General features: G+C 63.0%; 16 protein-coding genes. 9 read left to right on the top strand and 7 right to left on the bottom strand.

The genetic code is table 11. The annotated features are described in order from the left end of the window. Nucleotides 1-69 precede the first annotated feature (69 nt). The 3 genes from atpD to KFO72_RS01555 all read left to right on the top strand — a co-directional run bounded on the left by atpD (nt 70) and on the right by KFO72_RS01555 (nt 3,901). Nucleotides 70-1,464 (top strand): F0F1 ATP synthase subunit beta, encoded by a 1,395-nt coding sequence (atpD, locus tag KFO72_RS01565; protein ID WP_035987422.1) that lies wholly within the window; start codon nt 70-72, stop codon nt 1,462-1,464. Between the two features lie 78 nt (nt 1,465-1,542). Further along, nucleotides 1,543-1,968, top strand: a complete 426-nt coding sequence (locus tag KFO72_RS01560; protein ID WP_028364002.1) for a F0F1 ATP synthase subunit epsilon — start codon at nt 1,543-1,545, stop codon at nt 1,966-1,968. A 202-nt stretch (nt 1,969-2,170) separates the two neighbouring features. Continuing rightward, nucleotides 2,171-3,901: an AMP-binding protein gene (locus KFO72_RS01555; protein ID WP_225031246.1), complete on the top strand. Its 1,731-nt coding sequence runs from the start codon at nt 2,171-2,173 to the stop codon at nt 3,899-3,901. Between the two features lie 790 nt (nt 3,902-4,691). Here KFO72_RS01555 and KFO72_RS01550 read toward each other — a convergent pair. Further along, nucleotides 4,692-5,474 carry a transporter substrate-binding domain-containing protein gene (locus tag KFO72_RS01550; RefSeq protein ID WP_060599496.1) on the bottom strand — a complete coding sequence of 261 codons (783 nt, stop codon included), beginning with the start codon at nt 5,472-5,474 and terminating at the stop codon, nt 4,692-4,694. Nucleotides 5,475-5,646: 172 nt separating this feature from the next. Between KFO72_RS01550 and hemE the strand changes: the two genes are divergently transcribed. The 4 genes from hemE to KFO72_RS01530 all read left to right on the top strand — a co-directional run bounded on the left by hemE (nt 5,647) and on the right by KFO72_RS01530 (nt 11,302). After that, nucleotides 5,647-6,750 carry a uroporphyrinogen decarboxylase gene (gene hemE / locus KFO72_RS01545; RefSeq protein WP_054929311.1) on the top strand — a complete coding sequence of 368 codons (1,104 nt, stop codon included), beginning with the start codon at nt 5,647-5,649 and terminating at the stop codon, nt 6,748-6,750. Between the two features lie 446 nt (nt 6,751-7,196). After that, nucleotides 7,197-9,455, top strand: coding sequence for a primosomal protein N' (locus KFO72_RS01540; RefSeq protein ID WP_225031245.1), 2,259 nt, complete (start codon nt 7,197-7,199; stop codon nt 9,453-9,455). 186 nt (nt 9,456-9,641) lie between these two features. After that, nucleotides 9,642-11,066 carry a YeiH family protein gene (locus KFO72_RS01535; RefSeq protein ID WP_225031244.1) on the top strand — a complete coding sequence of 475 codons (1,425 nt, stop codon included), beginning with the start codon at nt 9,642-9,644 and terminating at the stop codon, nt 11,064-11,066. Continuing rightward, nucleotides 11,063-11,302, top strand: a complete 240-nt coding sequence (locus KFO72_RS01530; RefSeq protein WP_054929308.1) for a hypothetical protein — start codon at nt 11,063-11,065, stop codon at nt 11,300-11,302. The genes KFO72_RS01535 and KFO72_RS01530 overlap by 4 nt, the downstream gene beginning before the upstream one ends. A gap of 54 nt (nt 11,303-11,356) precedes the next feature. On the opposite strand, the gene KFO72_RS01525 is transcribed toward KFO72_RS01530, so the two are convergent. Further along, a complete protein-coding gene (locus KFO72_RS01525; RefSeq protein WP_054929355.1) occupies nt 11,357-11,563 on the bottom strand; it encodes a hypothetical protein in 207 nt (68 codons plus the stop codon). 260 nt (nt 11,564-11,823) lie between these two features. On the opposite strand from KFO72_RS01525, the gene putA reads away from it, so the two are divergent. Further along, nucleotides 11,824-15,786, top strand: a complete 3,963-nt coding sequence (gene putA, locus KFO72_RS01520; protein ID WP_225031243.1) for a trifunctional transcriptional regulator/proline dehydrogenase/L-glutamate gamma-semialdehyde dehydrogenase — start codon at nt 11,824-11,826, stop codon at nt 15,784-15,786. A gap of 87 nt (nt 15,787-15,873) precedes the next feature. After that, nucleotides 15,874-17,022: a branched-chain amino acid ABC transporter substrate-binding protein gene (locus KFO72_RS01515; protein WP_054929306.1), complete on the top strand. Its 1,149-nt coding sequence runs from the start codon at nt 15,874-15,876 to the stop codon at nt 17,020-17,022. Between the two features lie 297 nt (nt 17,023-17,319). On the opposite strand, the gene KFO72_RS01510 is transcribed toward KFO72_RS01515, so the two are convergent. From KFO72_RS01510 to gcvH, 5 genes are all read right to left on the bottom strand, one after another. Further along, nucleotides 17,320-19,020: a thiamine pyrophosphate-binding protein gene (locus KFO72_RS01510; RefSeq protein WP_225031242.1), complete on the bottom strand. Its 1,701-nt coding sequence runs from the start codon at nt 19,018-19,020 to the stop codon at nt 17,320-17,322. A 77-nt stretch (nt 19,021-19,097) separates the two neighbouring features. After that, a complete protein-coding gene (locus tag KFO72_RS01505) occupies nt 19,098-20,486 on the bottom strand; it encodes an L-serine ammonia-lyase (protein WP_176052123.1) in 1,389 nt (462 codons plus the stop codon). A 76-nt stretch (nt 20,487-20,562) separates the two neighbouring features. Further along, nucleotides 20,563-21,699 (bottom strand): alginate lyase family protein, encoded by a 1,137-nt coding sequence (locus KFO72_RS01500; RefSeq protein WP_060599503.1) that lies wholly within the window; start codon nt 21,697-21,699, stop codon nt 20,563-20,565. 135 nt (nt 21,700-21,834) lie between these two features. Next, nucleotides 21,835-24,765 carry an aminomethyl-transferring glycine dehydrogenase gene (gene gcvP, locus KFO72_RS01495; RefSeq protein WP_225031241.1) on the bottom strand — a complete coding sequence of 977 codons (2,931 nt, stop codon included), beginning with the start codon at nt 24,763-24,765 and terminating at the stop codon, nt 21,835-21,837. 67 nt (nt 24,766-24,832) lie between these two features. Continuing rightward, nucleotides 24,833-25,213 (bottom strand): glycine cleavage system protein GcvH, encoded by a 381-nt coding sequence (gcvH, locus tag KFO72_RS01490; protein ID WP_054929301.1) that lies wholly within the window; start codon nt 25,211-25,213, stop codon nt 24,833-24,835. Between the last annotated feature and the right edge of the window lie 84 nt (nt 25,214-25,297).

Here is a 25,297-nt window from a genome sequence, read left to right as displayed (position 1 = left end):
GCCTTCTGGCGAGTCCACCGAAACTGCGCCGTTGCGCGAGTGAAGAATTGAGTATCTAAAGGAAAAGCGATGAGTACTACTGCTTTGGTAGAAGGCAAGATCGTACAGTGCATCGGCGCGGTGATCGACGTGGAATTCCCGCGTGAGAGCATGCCGAAGGTTTACGACGCGCTCATTCTCGAAGGTTCGGAACTGACGCTCGAAGTCCAGCAGCAGCTGGGCGACGGCATTGTCCGTACCATCTGTCTGGGTTCGTCGGACGGTCTGCGCCGTGGCGTCGTGGTGAAGAACACCGCGAAGCCGATCAGCGTGCCCGTTGGCAAGCCGACTCTTGGCCGCATCATGGACGTGCTGGGCCGTCCGATCGACGAAGCCGGCCCGATCTCGAGCGAAACGACCCGCTCGATCCACCAGAAGGCACCGGCGTTCGACGAACTGTCGCCGTCGACGGAACTGCTCGAAACGGGTATCAAGGTTATCGACCTGATCTGCCCGTTCGCAAAGGGCGGTAAGGTTGGCCTGTTCGGCGGTGCTGGCGTGGGCAAGACCGTCAACATGATGGAACTGATCAACAACATCGCTAAGGAACACGGTGGTTACTCCGTGTTTGCCGGTGTTGGCGAGCGTACCCGCGAAGGGAACGACTTCTATCACGAAATGAAGGACTCGAACGTTCTGGACAAGGTCGCGCTGGTGTACGGCCAGATGAACGAGCCGCCGGGCAACCGTCTGCGCGTCGCGCTGACGGGCCTGACGATGGCCGAGCACTTCCGTGACGAAGGCCTCGACGTGCTGTTCTTCGTCGACAACATCTACCGTTTCACGCTGGCCGGTACCGAAGTGTCGGCACTGCTGGGCCGTATGCCTTCCGCAGTGGGCTATCAGCCTACGCTGGCTGAAGAAATGGGCAAGCTGCAAGAGCGTATTACGTCGACGAAGACGGGCTCGATCACGTCGGTTCAGGCCGTGTACGTCCCTGCGGACGACTTGACCGACCCGTCGCCGGCTACGACCTTCGGCCACCTGGACGCAACCGTCGTTCTGTCGCGTGACATCGCTTCGCTGGGTATCTACCCGGCAGTGGACCCGCTCGATTCGACCTCGCGTCAGATCGACCCGCACGTGATCGGCGAAGAGCACTACTCGATCACGCGCCGCGTTCAGCAGACGCTGCAGCGCTACAAGGAACTGCGCGACATTATCGCGATTCTGGGCATGGACGAACTGTCGCCGGAAGACAAGCTGTCGGTCGCGCGCGCTCGTAAGATCCAGCGTTTCCTGTCGCAGCCGTTCCACGTTGCTGAAGTGTTCACGGGCTCGCCGGGCAAATACGTGCCGCTGAAGGAAACGATCCGTGGCTTCAAGATGATCGTCGACGGCGAGTGCGATCACCTGCCGGAGCAGGCGTTCTACATGGTCGGCACGATCGACGAAGCCTTCGAAAAGGCCAAGAAGATCCAGTAAAGGCTGGGTGTAAACAGGCGGACGCTGCATCGGTGATTCAGCGTCCACGCAATTACGCTCAACTCGGAGTCGACATAAATGGCAACCATCAAGGTAGACGTCGTCAGCGCGGAAGAGCAGATCTTCTCGGGCGAGGCGAAGTTCGTTGCGCTGCCGGGCGAAGCGGGCGAGCTCGGCATTCTGCCGGGTCACACGCCGCTCATCACACGGATTCGTCCGGGTGCCGTGCGCATCGAATCTGAAAACGGCGAAGAGGAATTCGTGTTCGTCGCTGGCGGCATTCTCGAAGTTCAGCCGGGCGCGGTGACGGTTCTGGCCGACACGGCGATCCGCGGCAAGGATCTCGACGAAGCGAAGGCCGAGCAAGCTCGCAAGCGCGCAGAAGAAGCGCTGCAGAACACCGGCTCGAACCTCGAGTACGCGACTGCGCAAGCGGAACTCGCGTATGCGACGGCTCAGCTGGCCGCGATCCAGCGCCTGCGCAAGCTGCGCGGACAGCAATAAGCAGCACAATTGAAAAGCAGCCCTCGTGGCTGCTTTTTTTTGCCATCTACTTGACGTTTACGGAAAGGTCAGCAAAATCGTACCGACGCCCGAAACAGCTAGAAAGCTGCGGGTAAGACTTGATGCCGGACGGATCATCCGCGGGGCACAATCGGTCGCAAACTCATTTCCAATACTGGGATTCATCTCTGGAGACAACACCATGGCAACGCAAGCGGCAGGAGTGGGCGCAGTCATCGAACCGAAAGATGGGCTGTCATACGTGCGCGGTTCGACTGACGTACCACTCAGCGAGTCGACGGTCGGACAGTTTCTTGTCGATACGGCACGGCGCTTCCCCGAGCGGCCGGCTGTGGTGTTCCGGGAACAGGAGATTCGCTGGAGTTGGCAGGAGTTTCAGAAAGAAGTCGATGTTTTGGCGTCAGGATTGCTGGAGCTTGGCATCCAGAAGGGGGATCGCGTCGGCATCTGGTCGCCGAACCGCGTCGAGTGGCTGATGACGCAATTTGCGACCGCGCGTATCGGCGCCGTGCTCGTCAACATCAACCCCGCCTATCGCCTGGCCGAGCTTGAGTACGCGCTGAACAAGGTCGGATGCAAGGCGATCATCTCGGCCGAGAAATTCAAGTCGTCGATGTATCTGCAGATGCTACAGGAGCTGGCACCCGAACTGACGTCGGCCGCGCCCGGAGATCTGCACGCCGCACGGCTCCCCGACTTGCGCATCGTGATACGGATGTGCGACACCGAGACACCCGGCATGCTGACGTTCTCGGATGTCATCGAACAGGGGCGCACCGCATTCGATCCCGCAAGACTCGACGCAATCGGCGCAACGCTCGACGCGAACGACCCGATTAACATTCAGTTCACGAGCGGCACGACGGGCAATCCGAAAGGCGCGACGCTGACGCACCGGAACGTGGTGAATAACGCACGCTACATCGCGATGGCGATGCGGCTCACGGAGCAGGATTCCCTGTGCATCCCGGTACCGCTGTATCACTGCTTCGGGATGGTGCTCGCCGTGCTGGCGTGCGTTTCGGTGGGCGCTGCGATGGTGTTCCCCGGCGAGGCGTTCGATCCCGGTGCGACGCTGAAAGCCGTCGCCGAAGAGAAGTGCACGGCGCTGCATGGCGTGCCGACCATGTTCATTGCCGAACTGGATCATCCGGACTTCCGGACTTTCGATCTTACGCGTCTCCGCACGGGCATCATGGCAGGCTCGCCTTGCCCGATTGAAACGATGAAACGCGTCGTGTCGCAGATGCACCTGGCTGAAATCACGATCGCCTACGGGATGACTGAGACCAGTCCGGTGTCGTTCCAGAGCTCGACGACTGATCCCCTGGACAAACGGACGACAACGGTCGGCCGGATTCAGCCGCATCTGGAAGTGAAGGTGGTCGATGCGCTCGGCAATATCGTGCCCGTGGGCGAGACGGGCGAGCTGTGCACACGCGGCTATTCGGTAATGAACGGTTATTGGGGCGACGAAGCGAAGACGCGGGAAAGCGTTGTCGACGGCTGGATGCACACCGGCGACCTGGCGACGATCGACGCCGAGGGCTACTGCAATATCGTCGGCCGTCTGAAGGACATGTTGATTCGCGGCGGCGAGAACATCTACCCACGCGAAATCGAGGAGTTTCTGTTCCGCCACCCGAAGATTCAGAGCGCACAGGTGTTCGGCGTGCCGGATCCGAAGTACGGAGAGGAAGTGTGCGCGTGGATCGTCGTGCGCACGGGGGAGCATCTTACGACCGAAGAAGTGCAGGAATTTTGCCGCGGCCAGATCGCGCACTACAAGATTCCGAAGTACATCCGCTTTGTCGATGAGCTTCCGATGACAGTGACGGGCAAGGTTCAGAAATTCGTGATGCGCGAACGGATGATCGACGAGCTTCGCTTGAAAGAAGACAAGACCGCCTGACGTAGCACAGGCGTACCGCAAAGCAGAAAAGCAAAAACGCCGTGTGCAGGGCACACGGCGTTTTTGCTTTGAGGACAAGTGCCCGCTCGCGCAGAGAAGCTTGATGACGCGCAAACGTTTGGCAGGGCAAAAAAAAAGCGGGCCTGGAGCCCGCTAAAAACCACACGCTACGGGGTTAGCGCGAGGAGACCATTGGAGGAACCGACTACTCAGCGCGATCGACGCCGATCACGATTCCAGCAGAGATGCCCCTGTGAAGAGCTTCGGCGCTTTTCCGCCGACCGCCCAGGAAGATGTGTACAAAGACACTACTGCCCGGCCGCATCCGTGCTGATCCCGTGAAAGGCATTGTGGGCGAATTACCCGGCTCGCGCGGTAACAAAGTGTTTCAGGTTGTAACGCCCGCCAGATAAGGCGTTGCAGGATTTATTGCAGTATCGGAACGCCGGTTCGGCAAATATTGCCGATACCTTTCGAGTCCGTTGCCTCGCGTTTCGCTCGGTCGTTCGAAACGGATACTGCGCTGCGCTAGCCGGTTCTGGTCCCCTTACGTCCATCCATTCGGGCATGCAAAGCTTGGAAGTGGAATGCTCATACGGATCACGTGAGTACCTGTTTGAAACCGCCGTTTGCCACGCACCGTGAAGAATGCTGCATCACAGCAATCACCGACCGTCCTGACGGGACTTGTCGGCCGCCTCGCGATGACATAACTGCGCCACGCTGACTGGCAGGCAGTCGCTCGTACCGATCGGTAAATGCGACTGCCTCGACCGTCACAATCTCGACCTCATTTCAGCCACTTGTCGGATATGGACTGGTATTCCCCCGACGCGCGCGCGAGGTGCAACCACTGGTCGACATACTGCTGGAACACTACATCGCCGCGCGGCACCAGCCATGCTTTTTCTCCGTACTGGAACGGCTTGTCAGGATGCACCGAGCACAACCCGGGATTGAGCTTCTGCTGCAACAGCGTCTCAGACGCGTCCGTCACCATCACGTCCGCCTTGCCCGCGAGAATCTGCTTGAAGATCGTCACGTTGTCCGGATAAACAACCTGGGTTGCATGCGGGAGGAACTGCTTCGCGAACCGCTCATTGGTGCCGCCCGGATTAAAGATCACCCGAGTGGACGGCTGATCGATCTGCCCAACCGTCTGGTACTTGTCGACGTCCTCGCAACGCACGATGGGCGACTTTCCGTCCACCTGATACGCGGCCGTGTAGAACGCCCGCTTCTGCCGGTCCAGTGTCGTCGACACGCCGCCGACGGCGACATCGCACTTCGCAACGAAGTCAGTCATCAGGTTCGACCATGACGTCTTCACGAACTCCGCCTTGACCCCGAGCGATTTCGCCAGCGACTCGGCCATGTCGATGTCGATGCCTTCGAACTGGCCGTCCTGCTTATAGAACGAGTAAGGCTTGTAGTCACCCGTCGTGCACGCTCGCATCGTGCCGCGCGCGAGAATCTCGTCGAGCCGCGACGCCGCCGCAGGTGCGACACTTTGCGCCTGAACCGCGCCGGCACAGCATAGGGCGGCAAGCAGGGCCAACGTAGCTTTCTTCATTGAGTCTCCTTTATCGTTATCTATGTGGGTGCTACGGAATCGATCATAGACCGCACAACTACCGGTGACCATCGACCAGAAGGCATAGGACAAACATCAATTGCCAGGATTACGGAGGCGGCGTCGGGCGCTCAGCGGTTAAAATGCCCCTTTGCCTTCAGTCGCGAGCGCCGTGGCCCACAACCTCCTCAACGACACCTTCCTGCGCGCGTTATTGCGCCAGCCGACCGAGTACACGCCGATCTGGCTGATGCGCCAGGCTGGGCGATATCTGCCGGAGTACAACGCGACGCGTGGCCGGGCGGGCAGTTTCCTCGGGCTCGCGAAAAATCCCGATTACGCAACGGAAGTCACGCTGCAACCGCTCGAACGCTATCCGCTCGACGCCGCGATTCTTTTCTCCGACATCCTGACCATCCCGGACGCAATGGGCCTCGGCCTCGATTTCCAGGTCGGCGAGGGGCCGAAGTTTGCGCGTCCGGTGCGCACCGAGGAGGACGTCGCGCGTCTGGCCGTGCCCGATATCGACAGCACGTTGCGTTATGTCACCGATGCCGTGCGCCAGATCCGCACCGCGCTCACCGACGCTCAAGGCCGTCAGCGCGTGCCGCTGATCGGTTTCTCGGGTAGCCCGTGGACGCTCGCGTGCTACATGGTCGAAGGCGGCGGCTCCGACGACTTCCGCACTGTGAAGTCGATGCTGTATGCCCGTCCGGACCTGATGCATCGCATCCTGGACGTCAACGCGAAGGCTGTTGCGGCCTATCTGAACGCGCAGATCGAAGCAGGCGCGCAAGCCGTGATGATTTTCGACACGTGGGGCGGTGCACTCGCCGACGGCATCTATCAGCGCTTCTCGCTGCACTACATCCAGCAGGTCGTGAGTCAGTTGAAGCGCGAGCACGACGGCAACCGCGTGCCCGTGATCACCTTCACGAAGGGCGGCGGCCTGTGGCTCGAAGAGATCGCGGCTACGGGCGTCGATGCTGTCGGGCTCGACTGGACGGTCAATCTGGGCAAGGCGCGCGAGCGCGTCGGTGGCAAGGTGGCGTTACAGGGCAACATCGATCCGTCCGTACTGTTCGCGCCGCCGTCGACGATCCGCATCGAAGCGCGCGCGGTGCTCGACAGCTTCGGTAATTTCCCCGGCCACGTCTTCAATCTTGGGCATGGTATTTCGCAGTTCACGCCGCCCGAGAACGTTGCCGAACTGGTCGACGAAGTGCATCGGCACAGCCGCACGCTACGGTCAGCGGGTGGCGGCGCCAAGGCGTGAAGGTATCGCCGCTGGATTGTGACGTTTTTGTTGCGATGCAACGAAGCGGTCTCTCGGTCTGAGGGGAAAATAGCGTTCCAAAGTCCGCCCCGAGGCCCTCTTAGCGTTGTCAAGACTTGACTTATGCACACTTGTCACGTTGCGGCGCGGTAGAGGGATCGATCGTGGCAGCCGTCTTGAAAAGTACGCGGAATTCTGTTGAAGGCCTTGAGCGACAAGGGTTTCGGGGTTCTTAAGACTAATGTGCGTTATCCCACACAGAGGCCCGTACCACGGCCCTTGCGGGGCATCCAGTTCAAGTTCTCAACAAAGTTATCCACAGGCAGGCGAGGTCGGGCGCAATTGTCGATGCAAAATCAAAACTTAGCGCCGAAATTGAAGTTTTACTTTAAGTGTGTCGACAGCGGCTCTCGGCCTGTGAATAACTTTGCCTGCGAACGGTGCCTATGCGGGTCGTCGATCTGACGGGCACCTACGTCCGCGTCGCGCTCGATCATCCCCTGCCGACGCTGTTCGACTACCGCTGTGACGCCTCACTGGCGCCAGCGCCGGGCATGCTCGTCAGCGTGCCGTTCGGCAAGCGGCATGTCGTAGGCCTCGTCATGGAAGTGACGGCTCACAGCGACGTGCCTGCCCACCGCCTCAAGTCCGTCCATAGCGTCTGCGCTGCTTGCCCGCCGCTTTCTGAGCACTGGCTGCAACTCACGCAGTTCGCCGCCGATTACTACCAGCGCGGCATCGGTGAAGTTGCGCTGCCGGCGCTTCCCCAGGCATTGCGCGATGCGGCACGCTGGACGCGGCTTTTCGTTCCCGAGGAGCGCTATCGTCTGTTGCCCGCAGGGCGCGCCGCGCTGCCCGACGCGCTCCCGGCGCGCGCCACTGCGTTGCGCCGTCTTGCGGCCGCGCTCGCGGACGCCGACACGCTGCCCGCTGCGGAAGCCCGTGCGTTGCACGCAAAGGCCATCGCGACGCTCGAAGCGTGGCAAGCCGAAGGGTGGGTCGCGCTCGAAATAGTCGATCCCGCCGCGCACAGCCTGTCGCGGGATCACACGCCGCGCAGCGCAACATTGCCGACGCTCACGGACGAGCAGACGGCCGCGGTCGAAGCGATCCGCGACGCGCGAGCCTTCGCGCCGTTCCTGTTGCATGGCGTGACGGGCAGCGGCAAGACGGAGGTTTATCTGCGCGCGCTGGCCGCACTGCTGGCGATCAACCCCCAGGCGCAGGCGCTCGTCCTCGTTCCCGAGATCAACCTGACGCCGCAATTCGAGGCGGCGTTCCGCGCCCGCTTCGCGTCGATGGACGATAGCGAAATCGTCACGCTGCACAGCGGTCTTGCCGAGGGCGAGCGCGCCCGCAACTGGTTTGCCGCGCACACCGGGCGCGCGCGCATCGTGCTGGGCACGCGGCTCGCCGTGCTGGCGTCGTTGCCGCATCTGGCCATCATCGTCGTCGACGAGGAACACGACCCGGCATACAAGCAGCAGGAAGGCTTGCGCTATTCCGCGCGCGATCTCGCCATCTGGCGAGCGAAGCAACTCGGCGTGCCCGTGGTGCTCGGCTCGGCGACGCCGTCGCTGGAAAGCTGGTGGCAGGTCGAGCAAGGACGCTACACGCGGCTCACGTTATCGCGCCGCGCCGTGGCCGACGCAGTGCTGCCAACCGTCCATCTTGTCGATCTCGAAGAGGAGCGGCGGCGCGGACGCGCTTCGGTGGAGGGCTTGTCGGGGCCGCTGATAGCGGCGCTGAAGGCGCGCCTCGCGCGCAGCGAACAGAGTCTCGTGTTCCTCAACCGTCGCGGCTACGCGCCGCAACTGGCGTGCGACGCGTGCGGCTGGGTCGCGGGCTGCCCGCGATGCAGCGCCTACGTCGTGCTGCACAAGCCGGAGCGCGCGCTGCGCTGTCACCACTGCGGCTGGGAGTCGCGCATTCCGCGCTCGTGCCCGGAATGCGGCAATGTCGATATTGCGCCGCTCGGACGGGGGACGCAGCGCATCGAAGAAGCGCTTGCCGGCGCGGTGCCGGGCGCGCGCGTGCTACGCATCGATGCCGACAGCACACGGCGCAAAGGCAGCGCTCAGGCGCTGTTTTCGGACGTGCATGCGGGCGAGGTGGATATTCTCGTCGGCACCCAGATGATCGCGAAGGGGCACGATTTCCGCCGGGTGTCGCTGGTGGGCGTGCTGAACGCGGACACGGCGCTGTTTTCCCACGACTTCCGCGCAAGCGAGCGCCTTTTCGCGCAACTCATGCAGGTGAGCGGCCGGGCGGGACGTGCCGGTTTGCCCGGCGAAGTGCTGGTGCAAACGCGCTATCCGCGTCACGCGCTGTATCACGCGCTGGCTCGCCACGATTACGTCGGCTTCGCAAATTCGACGCTGGCCGAGCGGCGCGACGCGCATCTGCCGCCTTTCGTCTATCAGGCGATGCTGCGCGCCGAAGGCCGCACGCTGGACGCCGCGCTGACCTTCCTGCAACAGGCGGCCGCGTCGCTGGCCGACATTCCTGCTGCGAGCCGCGTGACCGTCTACGACGCTGTGCCGCTCACCATCGTCAAGGTGATGCATGTGCATCGCGCGCAATTGCTGATCGAAAGCGCATCGCGGGCGGCGTTGCAGACTACGCTGCGCAGCTGGCAGCCCATGCTACGCACGCTGAAAGGCGTGCTGCGCTGGAGCATCGAGGTCGATCCGCTCGACATCTAGTCAATTGCGTCACGAGCTGTTTTCTTTCATTTTGCATGCATCTGCTGTTAAATCCATTTAAGTCATATCGATAAAACGAAAGGTCGTTTCGTTTCGCGACATTGCTCGACTATATTTCGCCGGATCGGCGCATGAATCACAACAATCGATAGCGCGTGCGCCGCCAACTTTGATCGGGGCACAGCAATGAGCGATACGAGACATACCTTGCCGGCGGGCGCCCAGCCTTCGCGACGGGCGAGCACGACAGGTGGCGGCGGACTTTTTTCGACGGAAGACTGGTGGGCCGTGTGGGTCGGCCTGCTGGTGATCGTCGTTGCGTGGGCGCTGTTCGCGTCGGGCAGCAGCATCAAGTGGCTCGCGACGGCGCCCGCGAAATGGACCGATCCCGGCGCGGCCGCGAAGGACCTGGTCAGGCATCTGCCGAACTACATCGCGCTATTCATCGTGTTTGCGGTGCTGTTCGGTATCAGCCTGAGCGTGCTCAAGCAGCGCATCGCACATTTCCTGGCGTCGTTCGCGATCCTGTTCGCCGTGTCGGTGCTGATTTTCGAAGTCGGCGCGTGGGTCAATGCGTCGAAGTACAACCTCGAGCCGCCACTCGTCGCGCTTGCGCTTGGCTTGCTGATCTCGAATGTGTTCCGCCTGCCCGACTGGTTTTCGGCGGGATTGCGCGTGGAGTTTTACATCAAGGTGGGGATCGTGCTGCTCGGCGCGACGCTGCCGTTCACGCTGCTCGTCTGGGCGGGCCCCGTTGCCGTCGGACAGGCGACCATTGTTTCGCTCGTCACGTTCTTCGTGATCTTCTTCGCCGCGAAGGCGCTCGGGCTCGACAAGCGTTTCGCTGCGGTGCTGGGCGTCGGCGGCGCGGTGTGTGGCGTGTCGGCGGCGATCGCCATTGCAGGCGCGGTCCGCGCGAAACGCGAGCATGCGTCGGTAGCGATCACGCTGGTCATCCTGTGGGCGATCGTGATGATCTTCGTATTGCCGTTCGCATCGCGCTCGCTCGGACTGTCGACGGCCGTCGCGGGCGCATGGATCGGCACCTCGGAATTCGCCGACGCGGCTGGCATCGCCGCCGCCCAGGCCTATGGCGACTTCGCGAAGCACGCGGGTGGCGCGATTGCGGGGTCGCCCGAAGCGTCGCTTCAGGCGTTCACGCTGATGAAGGTCGTTGGCCGCGACATCTGGATCGGCATCTGGGCGTTCCTGCTCGCGATCGTCGCGACGACGCGCTGGGAGTCGAGTGAAAACGGCGTGACCGCAAAGGCCGACGCGCGCGAAATCTGGGCGCGCTTTCCGAAGTTCGTGATCGGCTTCGTGATCGCGTCGGCGCTCGTCACGTGGATCGCGAGCCATTACTCGCTCGCTGACTACCGCAAGGTGGTGACGCCGGAATTCGTCGCGCCGATCACCGCATTGCGCACGTGGGCGTTCATCTTCTGCTTCTTCAGCATCGGACTGACGACGCGCGTGCGTTCACTGGCTGCCACGGGCATCAAGCCGTTTATCGCCTTCACGGTCGGCGTCGCCGTCAATATCGCCATCGGCTACGCGCTGTCCGCGCACGTGTTCGCACCGTATTGGAATAGCTTGGGGCAGGGCTCGTGAGCGCGCCCGCCGATCTCGACGACGCCGTCGACGCGCAGCCCGGCGAACGCCGGCCGTGCTGCGCGGATTGCCGGTTTCGCGCCGACGATCGGCATTCGCTTGAGCAGAGCATTCCGGGCCTCGCTGTATTCGGTTCGGGCTTCGGCGCCAGTGTTTCCGACAGCCGCTTGTGCCTCATTCACGACCAGCTCGTCGCGCCGCGCGACAGCTGCCGCCGGTTCGCACGAATCCGCTGACGGCATCCGCGTCATCGAGGCGCGTGCTTGTCGCGCGCCTCTCACGCGAAGCGTTTAGCCGCGAATCGACTTCGCTTGCGCGTCGCGCTCGTCGTCGTGCACTTCGATCGGCACCAGTTCACGCCGCGCTCCGCCCGTCGCGCCGCGGATGAACAACACCATGCACGTGGCGAACAGCATCCAGACGCCCGTCACTACCAGCCATTTTTCCATTTTGGTCACCCCGTATCGCGAGACTTCGAACCCAGTACCGTGCGTCATTGCGCATCTCATGACCGGTATAACGGCGCGGTTTTCATTTCGATAAGGGTTGTCTGAAAAATAAACCAATCCAGGGAAAACACCGAGCACAATCGCATGCATCCCGGCGGTGCACGATCGGCGCTCAGCCTTGTGCGACAAGCCTCACCGAAGGGTGCAACCGTTTCTCGCAACTGGTTGCACCTTTTTATTGGGAGGGGTACGATTCGGCCAACTTTTTAGTCTTTGGCCGGCGTGCGTCGGCGCATAAAGAAGGAACCATGGCGAGCACCACCCTTGGCGTCAAAGTCGACGACCTGTTGCGTACCCGGCTGAAAGATGCCGCCACGCGTCTCGAACGCACACCGCACTGGCTGATCAAGCAGGCGATCTTCGCGTACCTGGAGAAGATCGAACACGGTCAGCTTCCCGCCGAACTGTCGGGCCACCATCACGCAACCGAACTGGCCGACGGTGCCGCCGATTCCGACGAAAGCGACGGGTTGCATCCGTTCCTCGAATTCGCGCAGAGCGTGCAGCCGCAGTCCGTGCTGCGCGCGGCGATCACGGCCGCGTATCGCCGTCCCGAGCCGGAGTGCGTGCCGTTCCTGCTCGGCCAGGCGCGCCTGCCCGCGAATATCGCGACTGACGTCCAAACGCTGGCGGGCAAGCTGGTCGAAACGCTGCGTGGCAAGAGCAAGGGCGGCGGCGTCGAAGGATTGATCCACGAGTTTTCGCTGTCGAGCCAGGAAGGCGTCGCGCTGATGTGTCTCGCGGAAGCGCTGCTGCGCATTCCCGATCGCGCGACCCGCGACGCGCTGATCCGCGACAAGATCAGCAAGGGCGACTGGCGCTCGCACGTCGGCCATGCGCCGTCGCTGTTCGTGAACGCGGCGACGTGGGGCCTGATGATCACCGGCAAGCTGGTGACGACCAATAGCGAAACGGGGCTGTCGTCGGCGCTCACGCGCATGATCGGCAAGGGCGGTGAGCCGCTGATCCGCAAGGGCGTCGATATGGCGATGCGCCTGATGGGCGAGCAGTTCGTCACGGGCGAAAACATTTCGGAAGCGCTGGCGAACAGCCGCAAGTTCGAAGCGCGCGGTTTCCGCTACTCGTACGACATGCTCGGCGAAGCCGCGACGACGGAAGCCGACGCGCAGCGCTACTACGCGTCGTACGAACAGGCGATCCACGCGATCGGCAAGGCGGCAGGCGGCCGCGGTATCTACGAAGGCCCGGGCATCTCGATCAAGCTGTCGGCGCTGCATCCGCGCTATTCGCGCTCGCAGCACGAGCGCACGATGACTGAGTTGCTGCCGCGCGTGCGCTCGCTCGCCATTCTCGCGCGCCGCTACGACATCGGCCTGAATATCGATGCCGAAGAAGCGGACCGCCTCGAAATCTCACTCGATCTGCTCGAAGCGTTGTGCTTCGATCCCGAACTGCAAGGCTGGAACGGTATCGGCTTCGTCGTGCAGGCATATCAGAAGCGTTGCCCGTTCGTGATCGACTACATCGTCGATCTCGCGCGCCGCAGCCGTCACCGCATCATGGTGCGCCTCGTGAAGGGCGCGTACTGGGATACGGAAATCAAGCGCGCGCAGGTGGATGGCCTCGAAGGCTATCCGGTGTACACGCGCAAGATCTATACGGACGTGTCGTACCTCGCGTGCGCGAAGAAACTGCTCGGCGCGCCGGATGCCGTCTATCCGCAGTTCGCGACGCACAACGCGCATACGCTGTCCGCGATCTATCACCTCGCGGGCCAGAACTACTATCCTGGCCAGTACGAGTTCCAGTGCCTGCACGGCATGGGCGAGCCGCTGTACGAAGAAGTCACGGGCCGCGACAAGCTGAACCGTCCGTGCCGCGTGTATGCGCCCGTGGGCACACACGAAACGCTGCTCGCGTATCTCGTGCGCCGCTTGCTGGAAAACGGCGCGAATACGTCGTTCGTGAACCGTATCGCCGATGAAAGCGTGGCCATCAAGGACCTCGTTGCCGATCCGGTGGAAGAAGCCTCGAAGGTCGTGCCGCTCGGCGCGCCGCACGCGAAAATTCCGCTGCCGCGCAATCTGTTTGGTGCGGAGCGTACCAATTCGATGGGCCTCGATCTGTCGAACGAGCATCGTCTCGCGTCGCTGTCGTCGGCACTGCTGGCGAGCGCGAATCATCCGTGGCGTGCGGCGCCGATGCTCGAAGACAACGAGATCGCCGTCGGCAATGCGCGCGATGTGCGCAATCCGTCGGACCATCGCGACCTCGTCGGCACCGTTGTCGAAGCGACGCCGGAACATGTGAGCGCTGCGCTCTCGCACGCGGTCGCCGCCGCGCCGATCTGGCAGGCGACGCCCGTCGAAGCGCGCGCCGATTGCCTCGCGCGTGCCGCCGATCTGCTCGAAGCGCAGATGCATACGCTGATGGGCCTCGTGGTGCGCGAAGCGGGCAAGTCGCTGCCGAACGCTGTTGCCGAAATCCGCGAAGCCATCGACTTCCTGCGTTATTACTCGACGCAGATCCGCGACGAGTTCTCCAACGACACGCATCGTCCGCTGGGTCCCGTGGTGTGTATCAGCCCGTGGAATTTCCCGTTGGCGATTTTCATGGGCCAGGTGGCCGCTGCGCTCGCCGCAGGCAATACCGTGCTTGCGAAGCCCGCTGAACAGACGCCGCTGATCGCCGCGCAAGCCGTGCGCATTCTGCGCGAAGCGGGCGTGCCGGCAGGCGCGGTGCAACTGCTGCCGGGCGACGGCGAAACGGTCGGCGCCGCTCTGGTCGCCGATGCGCGCACGCGCGCCGTGATGTTCACCGGCTCGACGGAAGTCGCGCGGCTGATCAACAAGACGCTGTCGAACCGTCTCGACCCCGAAGGCAAGCCGATTCCGCTGATCGCCGAAACGGGCGGGCAGAACGCGATGATCGTCGATTCGTCGGCGCTGGCGGAACAGGTCGTGGCGGACGTGCTGCAGTCGTCGTTCGATTCGGCTGGTCAACGTTGTTCGGCGCTGCGCGTTCTCTGTCTGCAGGACGACGTGGCGGACCGCACGCTCGAAATGCTGACGGGCGCGATGAAGGAACTGGCGGTCGGCAACCCGGACCGGCTATCGGCTGACGTCGGTCCTGTGATCGACGCGGACGCAAAGCGCAGTATCGACGCGCACATCGCATCGATGCGCGAAAAGGGCCGCAAGGTCACGCAATTGCCGATGCCGGATGGTTGCAACGCTGGCACCTTCGTTCCGCCGACGCTGATCGAACTCGACAGCATCGACGAACTGAAGCGCGAAGTATTCGGCCCGGTGCTGCACGTGGTGCGTTATCGCCGCAGCGCGCTGGACAAACTGCTCGAGCAGATCCGCGCGACCGGTTATGGGCTGACGCTCGGCATCCATACGCGTATCGATGAAACCATCGCGCATGTGATCAGCCGCGCGCAAGTGGGCAACATCTACGTGAATCGTAACGTGATCGGCGCCGTGGTCGGCGTGCAGCCGTTCGGCGGCGAAGGGTTGTCGGGTACGGGTCCGAAGGCGGGCGGCGCGCTGTATCTGCAGCGTCTGCTTGCGACGCGGCCCGCTGGCCTGCCGAAGTCGCTCGCGCAGACGCTGATGGTTGACGGTTCGCAACGCGCATCGAATGGTGCTCAAAACGGCGCACAGAATGGCAACGCGGCGAGCGATAATCCTGCCGCGGCGCTGGCGTCGCTGCGCGACTGGCTGATCGCGGAACGCCAGCCGGTGCTGGCCGCGCGTTGCGACGGCTATCTGGCGAACATTCCGGCGGGCGCGACGGCTGTGCTGCCCGGTCCGACGGGCGAGCGCAACACGTACACGCTCGGCGCGCGCGGCACGGTGCTGTGCGTTGCGTCGACGGCAAGCGGCGCGCGCGTGCAGTTCGCGGCGGCGCTGGCGACGGGCAACAAGGCGCTGTTCGAAGGTGCAGCGGGCGAGCAGCTGTATGCTGCGCTGCCGGCGCCACTGAAGCAGTACGCGAGCGTGAAGAAGAATGCGGAAGCATCGTTCGATGCCGTGCTCTTCGAAGGAGACAGCGACGAGCTGCTGACGCTCGTGAAGGACATCGCCAAGCGCGCGGGTCCGATCGTGTCGGTCCAGGGCGTCGCGGCGCGGGCGCTGGAAAGCGGCGATGAGGATTACGCACTCGAACGTCTGTTGACGGAGCGTTCGGTGAGCGTGAATACGGCAGCAGCAGGCGGTAATGCGAATTTGATGACGATCGGCTGAGCGAACCTTGCTCGATCGATTCAAAAAATGGCGCGAGACGGCGACCCCGATCACCGCGCCGTCCACACCTGGTACCAAGGAGAAGCTATGCAACACACGATGAAAAAGCTGGCAGGCGCGACGCTGTTCGCTGCCATGTCGCTGGCGGGGACTGCGCACGCACAGCAGGTCGAAGACGTGAAGATCGGTTTCGCTGGCCCGATGACGGGCGCGCAGGCGCACTACGGCAAGGACTTCCAGAACGGCATCACGCTCGCAGTCGAAGACATGAACGCGACGAAGCCGGTGATCGGCGGCAAGCAGGTTCGCTTCGTGCTGGACACGGCCGACGACCAGGCTGACCCGCGCACGGGCACGACGGTCGCGCAGAAGCTCGTCGACGACAACATCAAGGGCATGCTCGGCCACTTCAACTCGGGCACGACGATCCCGGCATCGCGCATCTACGCGAACGCGGGCATTCCGCAGATCGCGATGGCGACGGCACCGGAATACACGCAGCAAGGCTTCAAGACGACGTTCCGCATGATGACCTCGGACACGCAGCAAGGCTCCGTCGCGGGCACGTTCGCTGTGAAGACCCTGGGCATGAAGAAGATCGCGATCGTCGATGACCGCACGGCTTACGGCCAGGGTCTCGCGGATCAGTTCGAGAAGGCAGCGAAGGCTGCGGGCGGCACGATCGTCGATCGTGAGTTCACGAACGACAAGGCCGTCGACTTCAAGTCGATCCTGACGAAGCTGAAGTCGGTCCAGCCGGATCTGATCTATTACGGCGGCGCCGATTCGCAGGCTGCGCCGATGGTCAAGCAGATGAAGACGCTGGGCATCAAGGCTCCGCTGATGGGCGGCGAAATGGTTCATACGCCGACGTTCCTGCAGGTCGCAGGCGATGCGGCTAACGGTACGGTGGCTTCGCTGGCTGGTCTGCCGCTGGAAGAAATGCCGGGCGGCAAGGACTATGTTGCAAAGTACAAGAAGCGTTTCAATGAAGACGTTCAGACGTACTCGCCTTACGCTTATGACGGCGCAATGGCCATGTTCGATGCCATGAAGAAGGCGAACTCGACGGACCCGGCGAAGTACCTGCCGGTGCTGGCCAAGACCAGCATGCCTGCTGTTACGACCAAGGATCTCGCCTATGACGCGAAGGGCGATCTGAAGAACGGTGGTATCACGCTGTATAAGGTCGTTGATGGGAAGTGGACGACGCTGCAGAGCGTGGGTGGCAAGTAAGGTTTTTGCCTTTGCGGCGCTTGGTGATTAGCTGGGCGTTGCTGATTTTTTCGAAGCCTCGTAGGGTTTTTTGCTCTGCGAGGCTTTTGTGTTTTTTGCGCTTGTCGCTGGCATCCGCGTTTTGCTTTCGTACTTCAGGCGTCGCCCCTGTGCGGGGCGACACCTACTTTTCTTTGCCGCCGCAAAGAAAAGTAGGCAAAAGAAAGCGGCTCAAACCGAGCCGCTTGACGTTTGCCCACGGGCCCTCAACGGCCTGGGGCTCCCGCTGCATAGCGCTTGAGGCCGCCGTGCTTCTGGCTATTCTCCGCGTAGCTTCTTCCCCTGCTCGCGCACCTGCTCCAACGTCGCGCCCGGTGTGCTCGCTTCCTGAAGCAGGCGAATTTCGATCACCGCCGGTCTCTTCGATTCCTGCGCGCGTTTGAACGCCGGCATGAAGTCTTCCGTGCGCTCCACCGTTTCGCCGTGCGCGCCGAACGACTTCGCGAACGCCGCGAAGTCAGGGTTCGTCAATCCCGTTCCATGCACGCGGTTCGGATAGTGCCGCTCCTGGTGCATGCGGATCGTGCCGTACTGGCTGTTGTTCACGACGATGAAAATCACCGGCAGATCGTATTGCATCGCCGTCGCGATTTCCGATGACGACATCATGAAACAGCCGTCGCCCGCAAACGCCACCACCGCGCGATCCGGATACAGCGACTTCGCCGCAATCGCCGCCGGCACGCCATAGCCCATCGCACCGCTCGTCGGCGCAAGCTGCGAACGGAAGTGACGGTACGCGAAGTGCCGGTGCAGCCACGTCGCGTAGTTGCCCGCGCCATTCGTCAGGATCGCGTCCTTCGGCAAGTGCTCGCGCAGTTGCAACATGATTTCGCCAAGCTGCACGTCGCCCGGAATCTTGCGCGGCTTGCGCCATTCGAGATACGCGTCGTGCGCTTCTTTTGCCGTGCCTTCCCATGCGGGTTTCGTCGACGGCTTCAGTTGCGCCAGCATCGACGCGATTTCCGGCATGCCGGAGACGATCGGCAGGTCAGCTGAGTAGACGCGGCCCAGTTCTTCCGCACCCTGGTGGACGTGGATCAGCGTCTGCTTCGTCTTCGGGATGTCGAAGAGCGTGTAGCCGTTGGTCGTTGCTTCGCCCAGACGTGGACCGAGCGCGAGCAGGACGTCGGCGTCCTGGATGCGCTTGGCGAGCGCCGGATTGATGCCGAGACCGACGTCGCCCGCATAGTTCGGGTGCTCGTTGTCGAGCGTGTCCTGGAAGCGGAAAGCGAGGCCGACCGGGAGTTGCCAGTTTTCGATGAACGTGCGCAAGTCTTCGCACGCTTGCGGCGTCCAGCCGCTGCCGCCTGCGATCACCATCGGTTTCTTTGCGCCTTCTAGCAGGCCGCGCAAACGCTCGATTTGCTGCGGCGCGGGCGCTGCTGCCACGCGCTGATAGGCGGGCGCGCCCGTCATTGCGGCGCATGCGTCGCTCAACATGTCTTCCGGCAGCGACAGCACCACGGGACCCGGACGGCCCGACGTCGCCGTGTGGAACGCGTGGCTCATGTATTCGGGAATACGGCGCGCGTCGTCGATCTGCGCGACCCACTTCGCCATCTGGCCGAACATGCGCCGATAGTCGATTTCCTGGAACGCCTCGCGGTCCAGATGCTCGCGCGCGCATTGGCCGATCAGCAGGATCATCGGCGTGGAGTCCTGAAACGCGGTGTGCACGCCAATCGACGCATGCGTCGCGCCCGGGCCGCGCGTGACGATTGCAATGCCCGGCCGGCCCGTCAGCTTGCCGACGGCTTCCGCCATGTTGGCGGCGGCCGCTTCGTGGCGGCACACAACCGTCTGAATTTGCGACGTTTCGTCGTGCAGCGAATCGAGTACTGCCAGAAAACTCTCGCCGGGCACGCAGAACACGCGCTCGACGCCATGCGTCAACAGCGCGTCGACCATGAGCCGCGCGCCGGTAGTCATATTTGAAGCATCGGAAGACAGCGACATTGCGAAGACACCTCCAGTCAGAAGAGCTTCGACAGCTTACGCCGAGACCCTCGCGGATGTCATTGGTAAAAGCGGCATCAACATTCGATGATGTTCACCGCCAGCCCGCCGCGCGACGTTTCCTTGTACTTGGTCTTCATGTCGGCGCCCGTTTCGCGCATCGTCTTGATGACGGAATCGAGCGACACATAGTGACTGCCGTCGCCGCGTAGCGCCATGCGCGCGGCGTTCACCGCCTTCACCGACGCCATCGCGTTGCGCTCGATGCAAGGAATCTGCACCATGCCGCCGACCGGGTCGCACGTGAGGCCGAGATTGTGTTCCATGCCGATTTCGGCGGCATTTTCCACTTGCAATGGCGTGCCGCCCATCACGGCCGCGAGCGCGCCCGCCGCCATCGAGCATGCGACGCCCACTTCGCCCTGGCAGCCGACTTCCGCGCCGGAGATCGACGCGTTCAGCTTGTACAGAATGCCGATCGCGGCCGCCGTCATCAGGAAATCGAACACGCCTTGCTGGTTCGAGTTCGGCATGAAGCGCGTGTAGTAATGCAGCACAGCGGGGATGATGCCCGCTGCGCCGTTGGTCGGCGCGGTGACCACGCGGCCGCCCGCCGCGTTTTCTTCGTTGACGGCGATCGCGTACAGATTGATCCAGTCGACCATCGACAGCGGATCTTGCAACGCACGCTCCGGATTGCCCGTCAGCGCGCGATACAGTTGCGGCGCGCGCCGCTTCACCTGGAACGGGCCGGGCAGATTGCCGTCGGCGTCGGGATTGTTGATGCCGCAGCCGCGCGCGACGCAGGATTGCATCACGTCCCAGATCTTCAGCAGGCCGGTGCGCGTTTCTTCGTCCGTATGCCAGGCGCGCTCGTTGTCCCACATCAGTTGCGCGATGCTCTTGCCCGTCGTTTTGCACATCTCCAGCAAATCGGCACCGCTGCGGAACGGATGTGGCAACTGTTCGACAGCGGCGAGCACCTTCGTATTCGGCGCGCCCGCCGTCACGACAAAGCCGCCGCCAACCGACAGATACGTCGATTCGCGCAGCGTCTCGCCGTTTGCATCGAAAGCGCGCAGCTTAAGGCCGTTCGGATGTTCGGGCAGGGCCTGGCGGTAAAACGAAATGTGGTCCTTCTGCACGAACGGAATGACGTGCTTGCCGAGCAGCGCAAGTGTGCGTGATGTGCGGACCTGTTCGAGGCGGGCCGCGATCGTGTCGGGATCGACGGTATCGGGCGCGTCGCCGAGCAGGCCGAGCATCACGCCGCGATCGGTGCCGTGGCCTTTGCCCGTCGCACCGAGCGAACCATACAAATCGACCTTCACCGATGCCGTGTTGTCGAGCAGCCCGTCGCGCTCGAGCCCTTGCGCGAACATCAGCGCTGCGCGCATGGGACCGACCGTGTGCGAACTCGACGGGCCAATGCCGATTTTGAAGAGATCGAAAACGCTGACTGCCATCACTGCTCCTGCTAGCTGGAAATTCGTTTGTGCTGCGCTGCGCGGGTAGCGCGGCAGCGAAATGTGTCGCGCGTGATCAACGCGCCGGCAACGGCAGACACACGGCGAGCCACGCGGGCGGCGTCGGTGCCAGTTTCAGCGCGACGGGCGTGTAGCGTCCGTCGAGCCGCGCGGCGAGGTGATACAGCTCGGCCGCATTCTTCGGGTCCCACTGTCCACTATAGCCGGGCAAACCGGCCTCGCGGCGCTTTGTATCGAAAGGCACGCTCGAATGCACGAATTCGTCGTGCGTCTTCGCGCCCGTTGCATACGGCGTGAGCCAGTTCAGCGCGGCCGCAAGCGTCGCGCCGCTCGGCGCGCGCTCGTTGAGCCAGTTGCGGTTGTGGCGGCGCGCGGCGAGCGCCGCCGTCACCAGCGGCTGAAGATCGTACGTCACATAGTGCAGCGCATCGCGCTCACCGAAATCGACGGTCGTGCCGTCAGGCGCGATGTTGTCGTTGACGTGCTCGACGTACAGGCGCTGCGCTGCCTCGATCATCTTGCGGTTGTCGAGCGTGAAGGCCGCCATTGCGATCAGCTTCACGCGATGGCTTTGCCAATTGTTACGGAAGGTGCCCGTCAGCGGCCGCGGTTGCCCGTCGATCTGCGCGATGTAGCCGTTCGCGAGCTTCGCGAGGAAGGTCATCGTGGCATTGCGCGTCTTCACGGGCAGGGCGCTCGCTGTCATGTCGTACGCGAGGATCAGCCCTTCGAAAGGCGTTTCGTCGATCGGATTGAACGACGGCTGGTAGGTCGTGACCCATGCGTACAGCAGGCGGTCGACCAGCTTCAGGTAGCGGTCGTCGCTGGTGGCGCGCCACGCGAGGGCTGCATCGCGCAACAGGTCGAGATCTTTCTCCGCTTCCTTGCTCTGGTCGTAGATGCCCTCGTGAGGCAGCGTGCCTTCCGTATGCAACTGGCGCACCGCGTGCGCCGGTTCGTTCAGATGCGCCTGGACATTGCTCACCAAAGCCTTGACGCCCGGGTCGGAATTGGTGCGCTCGCTGGTTTGCAGCGCGGGGGCGGCGCAGAGGTTCATGGCGGCGTGGGCGTTCTGGGCGCAGAACGCGACGGCCGCGATCAATAGCGCGGTGAGCGGGAAGGCAGGAGAGGGTTGTTGCGGCGCACGCGTACGGTGTGTCGTTGGTTGCATCATTCGCACCTGTCGCACCATGCGAAACTCCTTCGTTGGGCTGATTCGGTGTGAGATGGTAACGGTTTGACGCGCGGAGTAACAGGACTGCCGGCAGAACCGTGCGCCGGTCGAGATCGGCCGGCGCACGGTTTACACCACTTCAATACTTCGCATTTACTCGTAATCAGCCACAGGCACGCACGAGCAGAACAGGTTGCGATCGCCGTACACGTTGTCGGCGCGGCCAACCGGCGGCCAGTACTTCTTCGCGACAAGCGACGGCAACGGATACGCTGCCGTTTCGCGCGCATAGCCATGCTGCCATTCGTTCGCGACGACGACCGCTGCCGTATGCGGCGCGTGCTTCAGCGGATTGTCTTCGCGATCGCTGCGGCCTTCCTCGACGTCGCGGATTTCGTTGCGAATCGCGATCATCGCTTCGATGAAGCGATCCAGCTCTTCCTTCGATTCCGATTCGGTCGGCTCGACCATCAGCGTGCCCGGCACCGGGAAGCTCATCGTCGGCGCGTGGAAGCCGTAATCCATCAGACGCTTTGCGACATCGTCGACGGAAATGCCGCTCGTTTCCTTGATGGGACGCAGATCCAGAATGCACTCGTGCGCGACCAGTCCGCCCGGGCCCGAATACAGCACCGGGTAATGCGGCGCGAGCTTCTTCGCGACGTAGTTCGCGTTGAGGATTGCGGTTTCGGTGGCAGCCGTCAGATTCTTCGCCCCCATCATCGCGATGTACATCCACGAGATGGGCAGGATCGACGCCGAGCCATACGGCGCAGCGGAGACAGCACCGATGCCGCTTGCGTCGCGCTCATAGCCCGTCGAGGTTTGATTCGGCAGGAACTTGGCCAGATGCGCGCCGACGGCGACAGGGCCGACGCCCGGACCGCCGCCGCCGTGCGGAATGCAGAACGTCTTGTGCAGGTTCAGGTGCGAGACATCGCCGCCGAACTGACCCGGCGCCGCGAGGCCGACCATCGCGTTCATGTTCGCGCCGTCCACATAAACCTGGCCGCCGTGTGCGTGCACGATCTCGCAAACTTCGCGGACGTTCTGCTCGAACACGCCGTGCGTCGACGGATACGTGATCATGATGGCTGCGAGCTTGGCCGAATGCTGTTCGGCCTTCTTCGTCAGGTCTTCGATATCGACGTTACCTTGCGCGTCGCAAGCAACGACGACGACCTGCATGCCCGCCATCTGCGCCGACGCCGGGTTCGTGCCGTGCGCCGAAGCGGGAATCAGGCACACGTTGCGATGACCTTCGCCGCGCGATTCGTGATACGCGTGGATGATCAGCAGACCCGCGTACTCGCCTTGCGAGCCCGCGTTCGGTTGCAGCGACACGGCCGCGTAGCCGGTTGCGGCGACCAGCATCTGTTCGAGCTGATCGATCATTTCGCGGTAGCCGACGGTTTGCTCCGCGGGCGCGAACGGGTGAATCTGGCCGAACTCGGGCCACGTGACGGGCAGCATTTCCGACGTCGCGTTCAGCTTCATCGTGCACGAGCCGAGCGGGATCATCGAGCGGTCGAGCGCGAGATCCTTGTCCGACAGGCTGCGCAGATAGCGCAGCATTTCCGTTTCCGAATGGTGACGGTTGAACACGTGGTGCGTCAGATACGCGCTTTCGCGTTCGAGCGCTGCCGGGAAGGTGTTCGACGCGCCGAGCTTTGCATCGAGTTCGTCGATTTGCGGCACGGCTTCGACGAATGCAGCTTGCGCGAACGCGGCGAGCAGATCGGCGAGATCGGCGCGCGTGGTCGTTTCGTCGAGCGACAGACCGACGCGCGTGTCGCTCACGTGGCGCAGGTTGATGCCCTTCGCCGTCGCGGCGTCGTGCAGTGCTTGCGTGCGCGCGCCCGTTTCGAAGGTGAGCGTGTCGAAGAACGATTCGTTGACGAGCGTATAGCCGAGTTGCTTCGCGCCTTCCGCGAGCAGCGCGGCGATGCGGTTCACGCGTTGGGCGATCATCTTCAGTCCACGTGGGCCGTGATAGACCGCGTACATGCTGGCCATGATCGCGAGCAGCGCCTGCGCCGTGCAGACATTCGACGTCGCCTTTTCGCGGCGGATGTGCTGTTCGCGCGTTTGCAGCGCGAGACGCAGCGCGGGATTGCCTTGTGCATCGACGGTGACGCCGACCAGACGGCCCGGCATCTGACGTTTAAATTCGTCGCGCACGGCGAGATACGCCGCGTGCGGGCCGCCGAAGCCAACCGGCACGCCAAAGCGCTGCGAGTTGCCGACGGCCACGTCCGCGCCCCATTCGCCCGGCGGCGTCAACATGGTCAGCGCGAGCAGGTCGGCGGCGGCGACGACATGGCCGCCCGCTGCGTGGATCGCTTCAGCGAGCGCGCGGTAGTCGTGCACATCGCCGTTCACGCCCGGATATTGCAGCAGCACGCCGAACGCATTCGAGCCCGCCGCATCGGCAGCCGGGCCGACCTTCACTTCGATGCCGACGGGCTTCGCGCGCGTCTTCACGACTTCGATGGTTTGCGGCAGCACGTCGTCTGCCACATAGAAAATGTTCGACTTGGGCTTGCCCACGCGTTGCAGCAGCGTCATCGCTTCGGCGGCGGCCGTCGATTCGTCGAGCAACGACGCGTTCGAAATTGCGAGGCCCGTCAGGTCGACGATCATCTGCTGATAGTTCAGCAGCGCTTCGAGACGGCCCTGCGAGATTTCCGGCTGATACGGCGTGTAGGCCGTGTACCACGCCGGATTCTCGAGCACGTTGCGCAGGATGACGGCAGGCGTGTGCGCGTTGTAGTAGCCCTGGCCGATATACGAGCGGAACACCTGGTTCTTGTCCGCGAGTTCGCGCAGCGCGGCGAGCGCTTCGGCTTCGCTCTTCGGCTGGGCGAAGGGGCCGAGCGGCAGCGCGTCCTGGCGGCGAATCGCCTTCGGAATCACCGCGTCCATCAACGCGGCGCGCGATGCAAAGCCGAGGGCTTCGAGCATCGACTGCTGATCGGCCGTGTCCGGGCCGATGTGCCGTTCGGCGAAGGCGTCATGCACTTCGAGCGCGGCGAGCGAGAGAGGAGTGCGGTTCATCAGACGATCCGGGTGTTCGAGCTTCATGGAATGTTCCTGCTGGCGCGGCTTGCGTCTGTCATTGCGAACGCCGCGCCGGTCGTGAGTAAGTGGCTTATTCGCCGATCGACTTGCCGTACGCGGCGGCGTCCATCAGACGGTCTTCCGACGCGCCCGCTGCCGGCTTGATCTTGAACAGCCAGTTGTCGTACGGCGCGCTGTTCACGGCGTCGGGCGTATCGGCGACGTTCTGGTTCGCCTCGATGATCTCGCCCGAAACCGGTGCGTAGATATCGGAGGCGGCCTTCACCGATTCGATGACGGCGACGGTATCGCCTGCCGAGACGGTCTGGCCCAGCTGCTGCACTTCGAAGAAGACGATGTCGCCGAGTGCTTCCTGCGCGTGGTCGGTGATGCCGACCGTCAGCGTGCCGTCCGCCTCGGTGCGGACCCATTCGTGCGATTCGGTGTATTTCAGATCGGCCGGGATGCTCATCGGATGCTCCTATGCGGTAATTCGGTTGATTTAAATGGTGGGACGCACGCGACGTTTTCGTGTCTGTCCGGTGTCTGTCTCGTG

Origin of the sequence: Paraburkholderia sp. XV, from assembly GCF_020177535.1 — a bacterium.
Lineage (GTDB): Bacteria > Pseudomonadota > Gammaproteobacteria > Burkholderiales > Burkholderiaceae > Paraburkholderia > Paraburkholderia caribensis.
Note: the sequence above shows the minus strand (reverse complement) of the source record. Positions and strands in the feature narration are given on the sequence as shown.

Excerpts from the sequence above, each read along its gene's own strand:
- atpD (WP_035987422.1), top strand. The coding sequence starts at position 70 with ATGAGTACTACTGCTTTGGTAGAAGGCAAGATCGTACAGTGCATCGGC.
- KFO72_RS01560 (WP_028364002.1), top strand. The coding sequence starts at position 1,543 with ATGGCAACCATCAAGGTAGACGTCGTCAGCGCGGAAGAGCAGATCTTC.
- KFO72_RS01555 (WP_225031246.1), top strand. The coding sequence starts at position 2,171 with ATGGCAACGCAAGCGGCAGGAGTGGGCGCAGTCATCGAACCGAAAGAT.
- KFO72_RS01550 (WP_060599496.1), bottom strand. The coding sequence starts at position 5,474 with ATGAAGAAAGCTACGTTGGCCCTGCTTGCCGCCCTATGCTGTGCCGGC.
- KFO72_RS01540 (WP_225031245.1), top strand. The coding sequence starts at position 7,197 with ATGCGGGTCGTCGATCTGACGGGCACCTACGTCCGCGTCGCGCTCGAT.
- KFO72_RS01535 (WP_225031244.1), top strand. The coding sequence starts at position 9,642 with ATGAGCGATACGAGACATACCTTGCCGGCGGGCGCCCAGCCTTCGCGA.
- KFO72_RS01525 (WP_054929355.1), bottom strand. The coding sequence starts at position 11,563 with ATGACGCACGGTACTGGGTTCGAAGTCTCGCGATACGGGGTGACCAAA.
- putA (WP_225031243.1), top strand. The coding sequence starts at position 11,824 with ATGGCGAGCACCACCCTTGGCGTCAAAGTCGACGACCTGTTGCGTACC.
- KFO72_RS01515 (WP_054929306.1), top strand. The coding sequence starts at position 15,874 with ATGCAACACACGATGAAAAAGCTGGCAGGCGCGACGCTGTTCGCTGCC.
- KFO72_RS01510 (WP_225031242.1), bottom strand. The coding sequence starts at position 19,020 with ATGTCGCTGTCTTCCGATGCTTCAAATATGACTACCGGCGCGCGGCTC.
- KFO72_RS01505 (WP_176052123.1), bottom strand. The coding sequence starts at position 20,486 with ATGGCAGTCAGCGTTTTCGATCTCTTCAAAATCGGCATTGGCCCGTCG.
- KFO72_RS01500 (WP_060599503.1), bottom strand. The coding sequence starts at position 21,699 with ATGGTGCGACAGGTGCGAATGATGCAACCAACGACACACCGTACGCGT.
- gcvP (WP_225031241.1), bottom strand. The coding sequence starts at position 24,765 with ATGAAGCTCGAACACCCGGATCGTCTGATGAACCGCACTCCTCTCTCG.
- gcvH (WP_054929301.1), bottom strand. The coding sequence starts at position 25,213 with ATGAGCATCCCGGCCGATCTGAAATACACCGAATCGCACGAATGGGTC.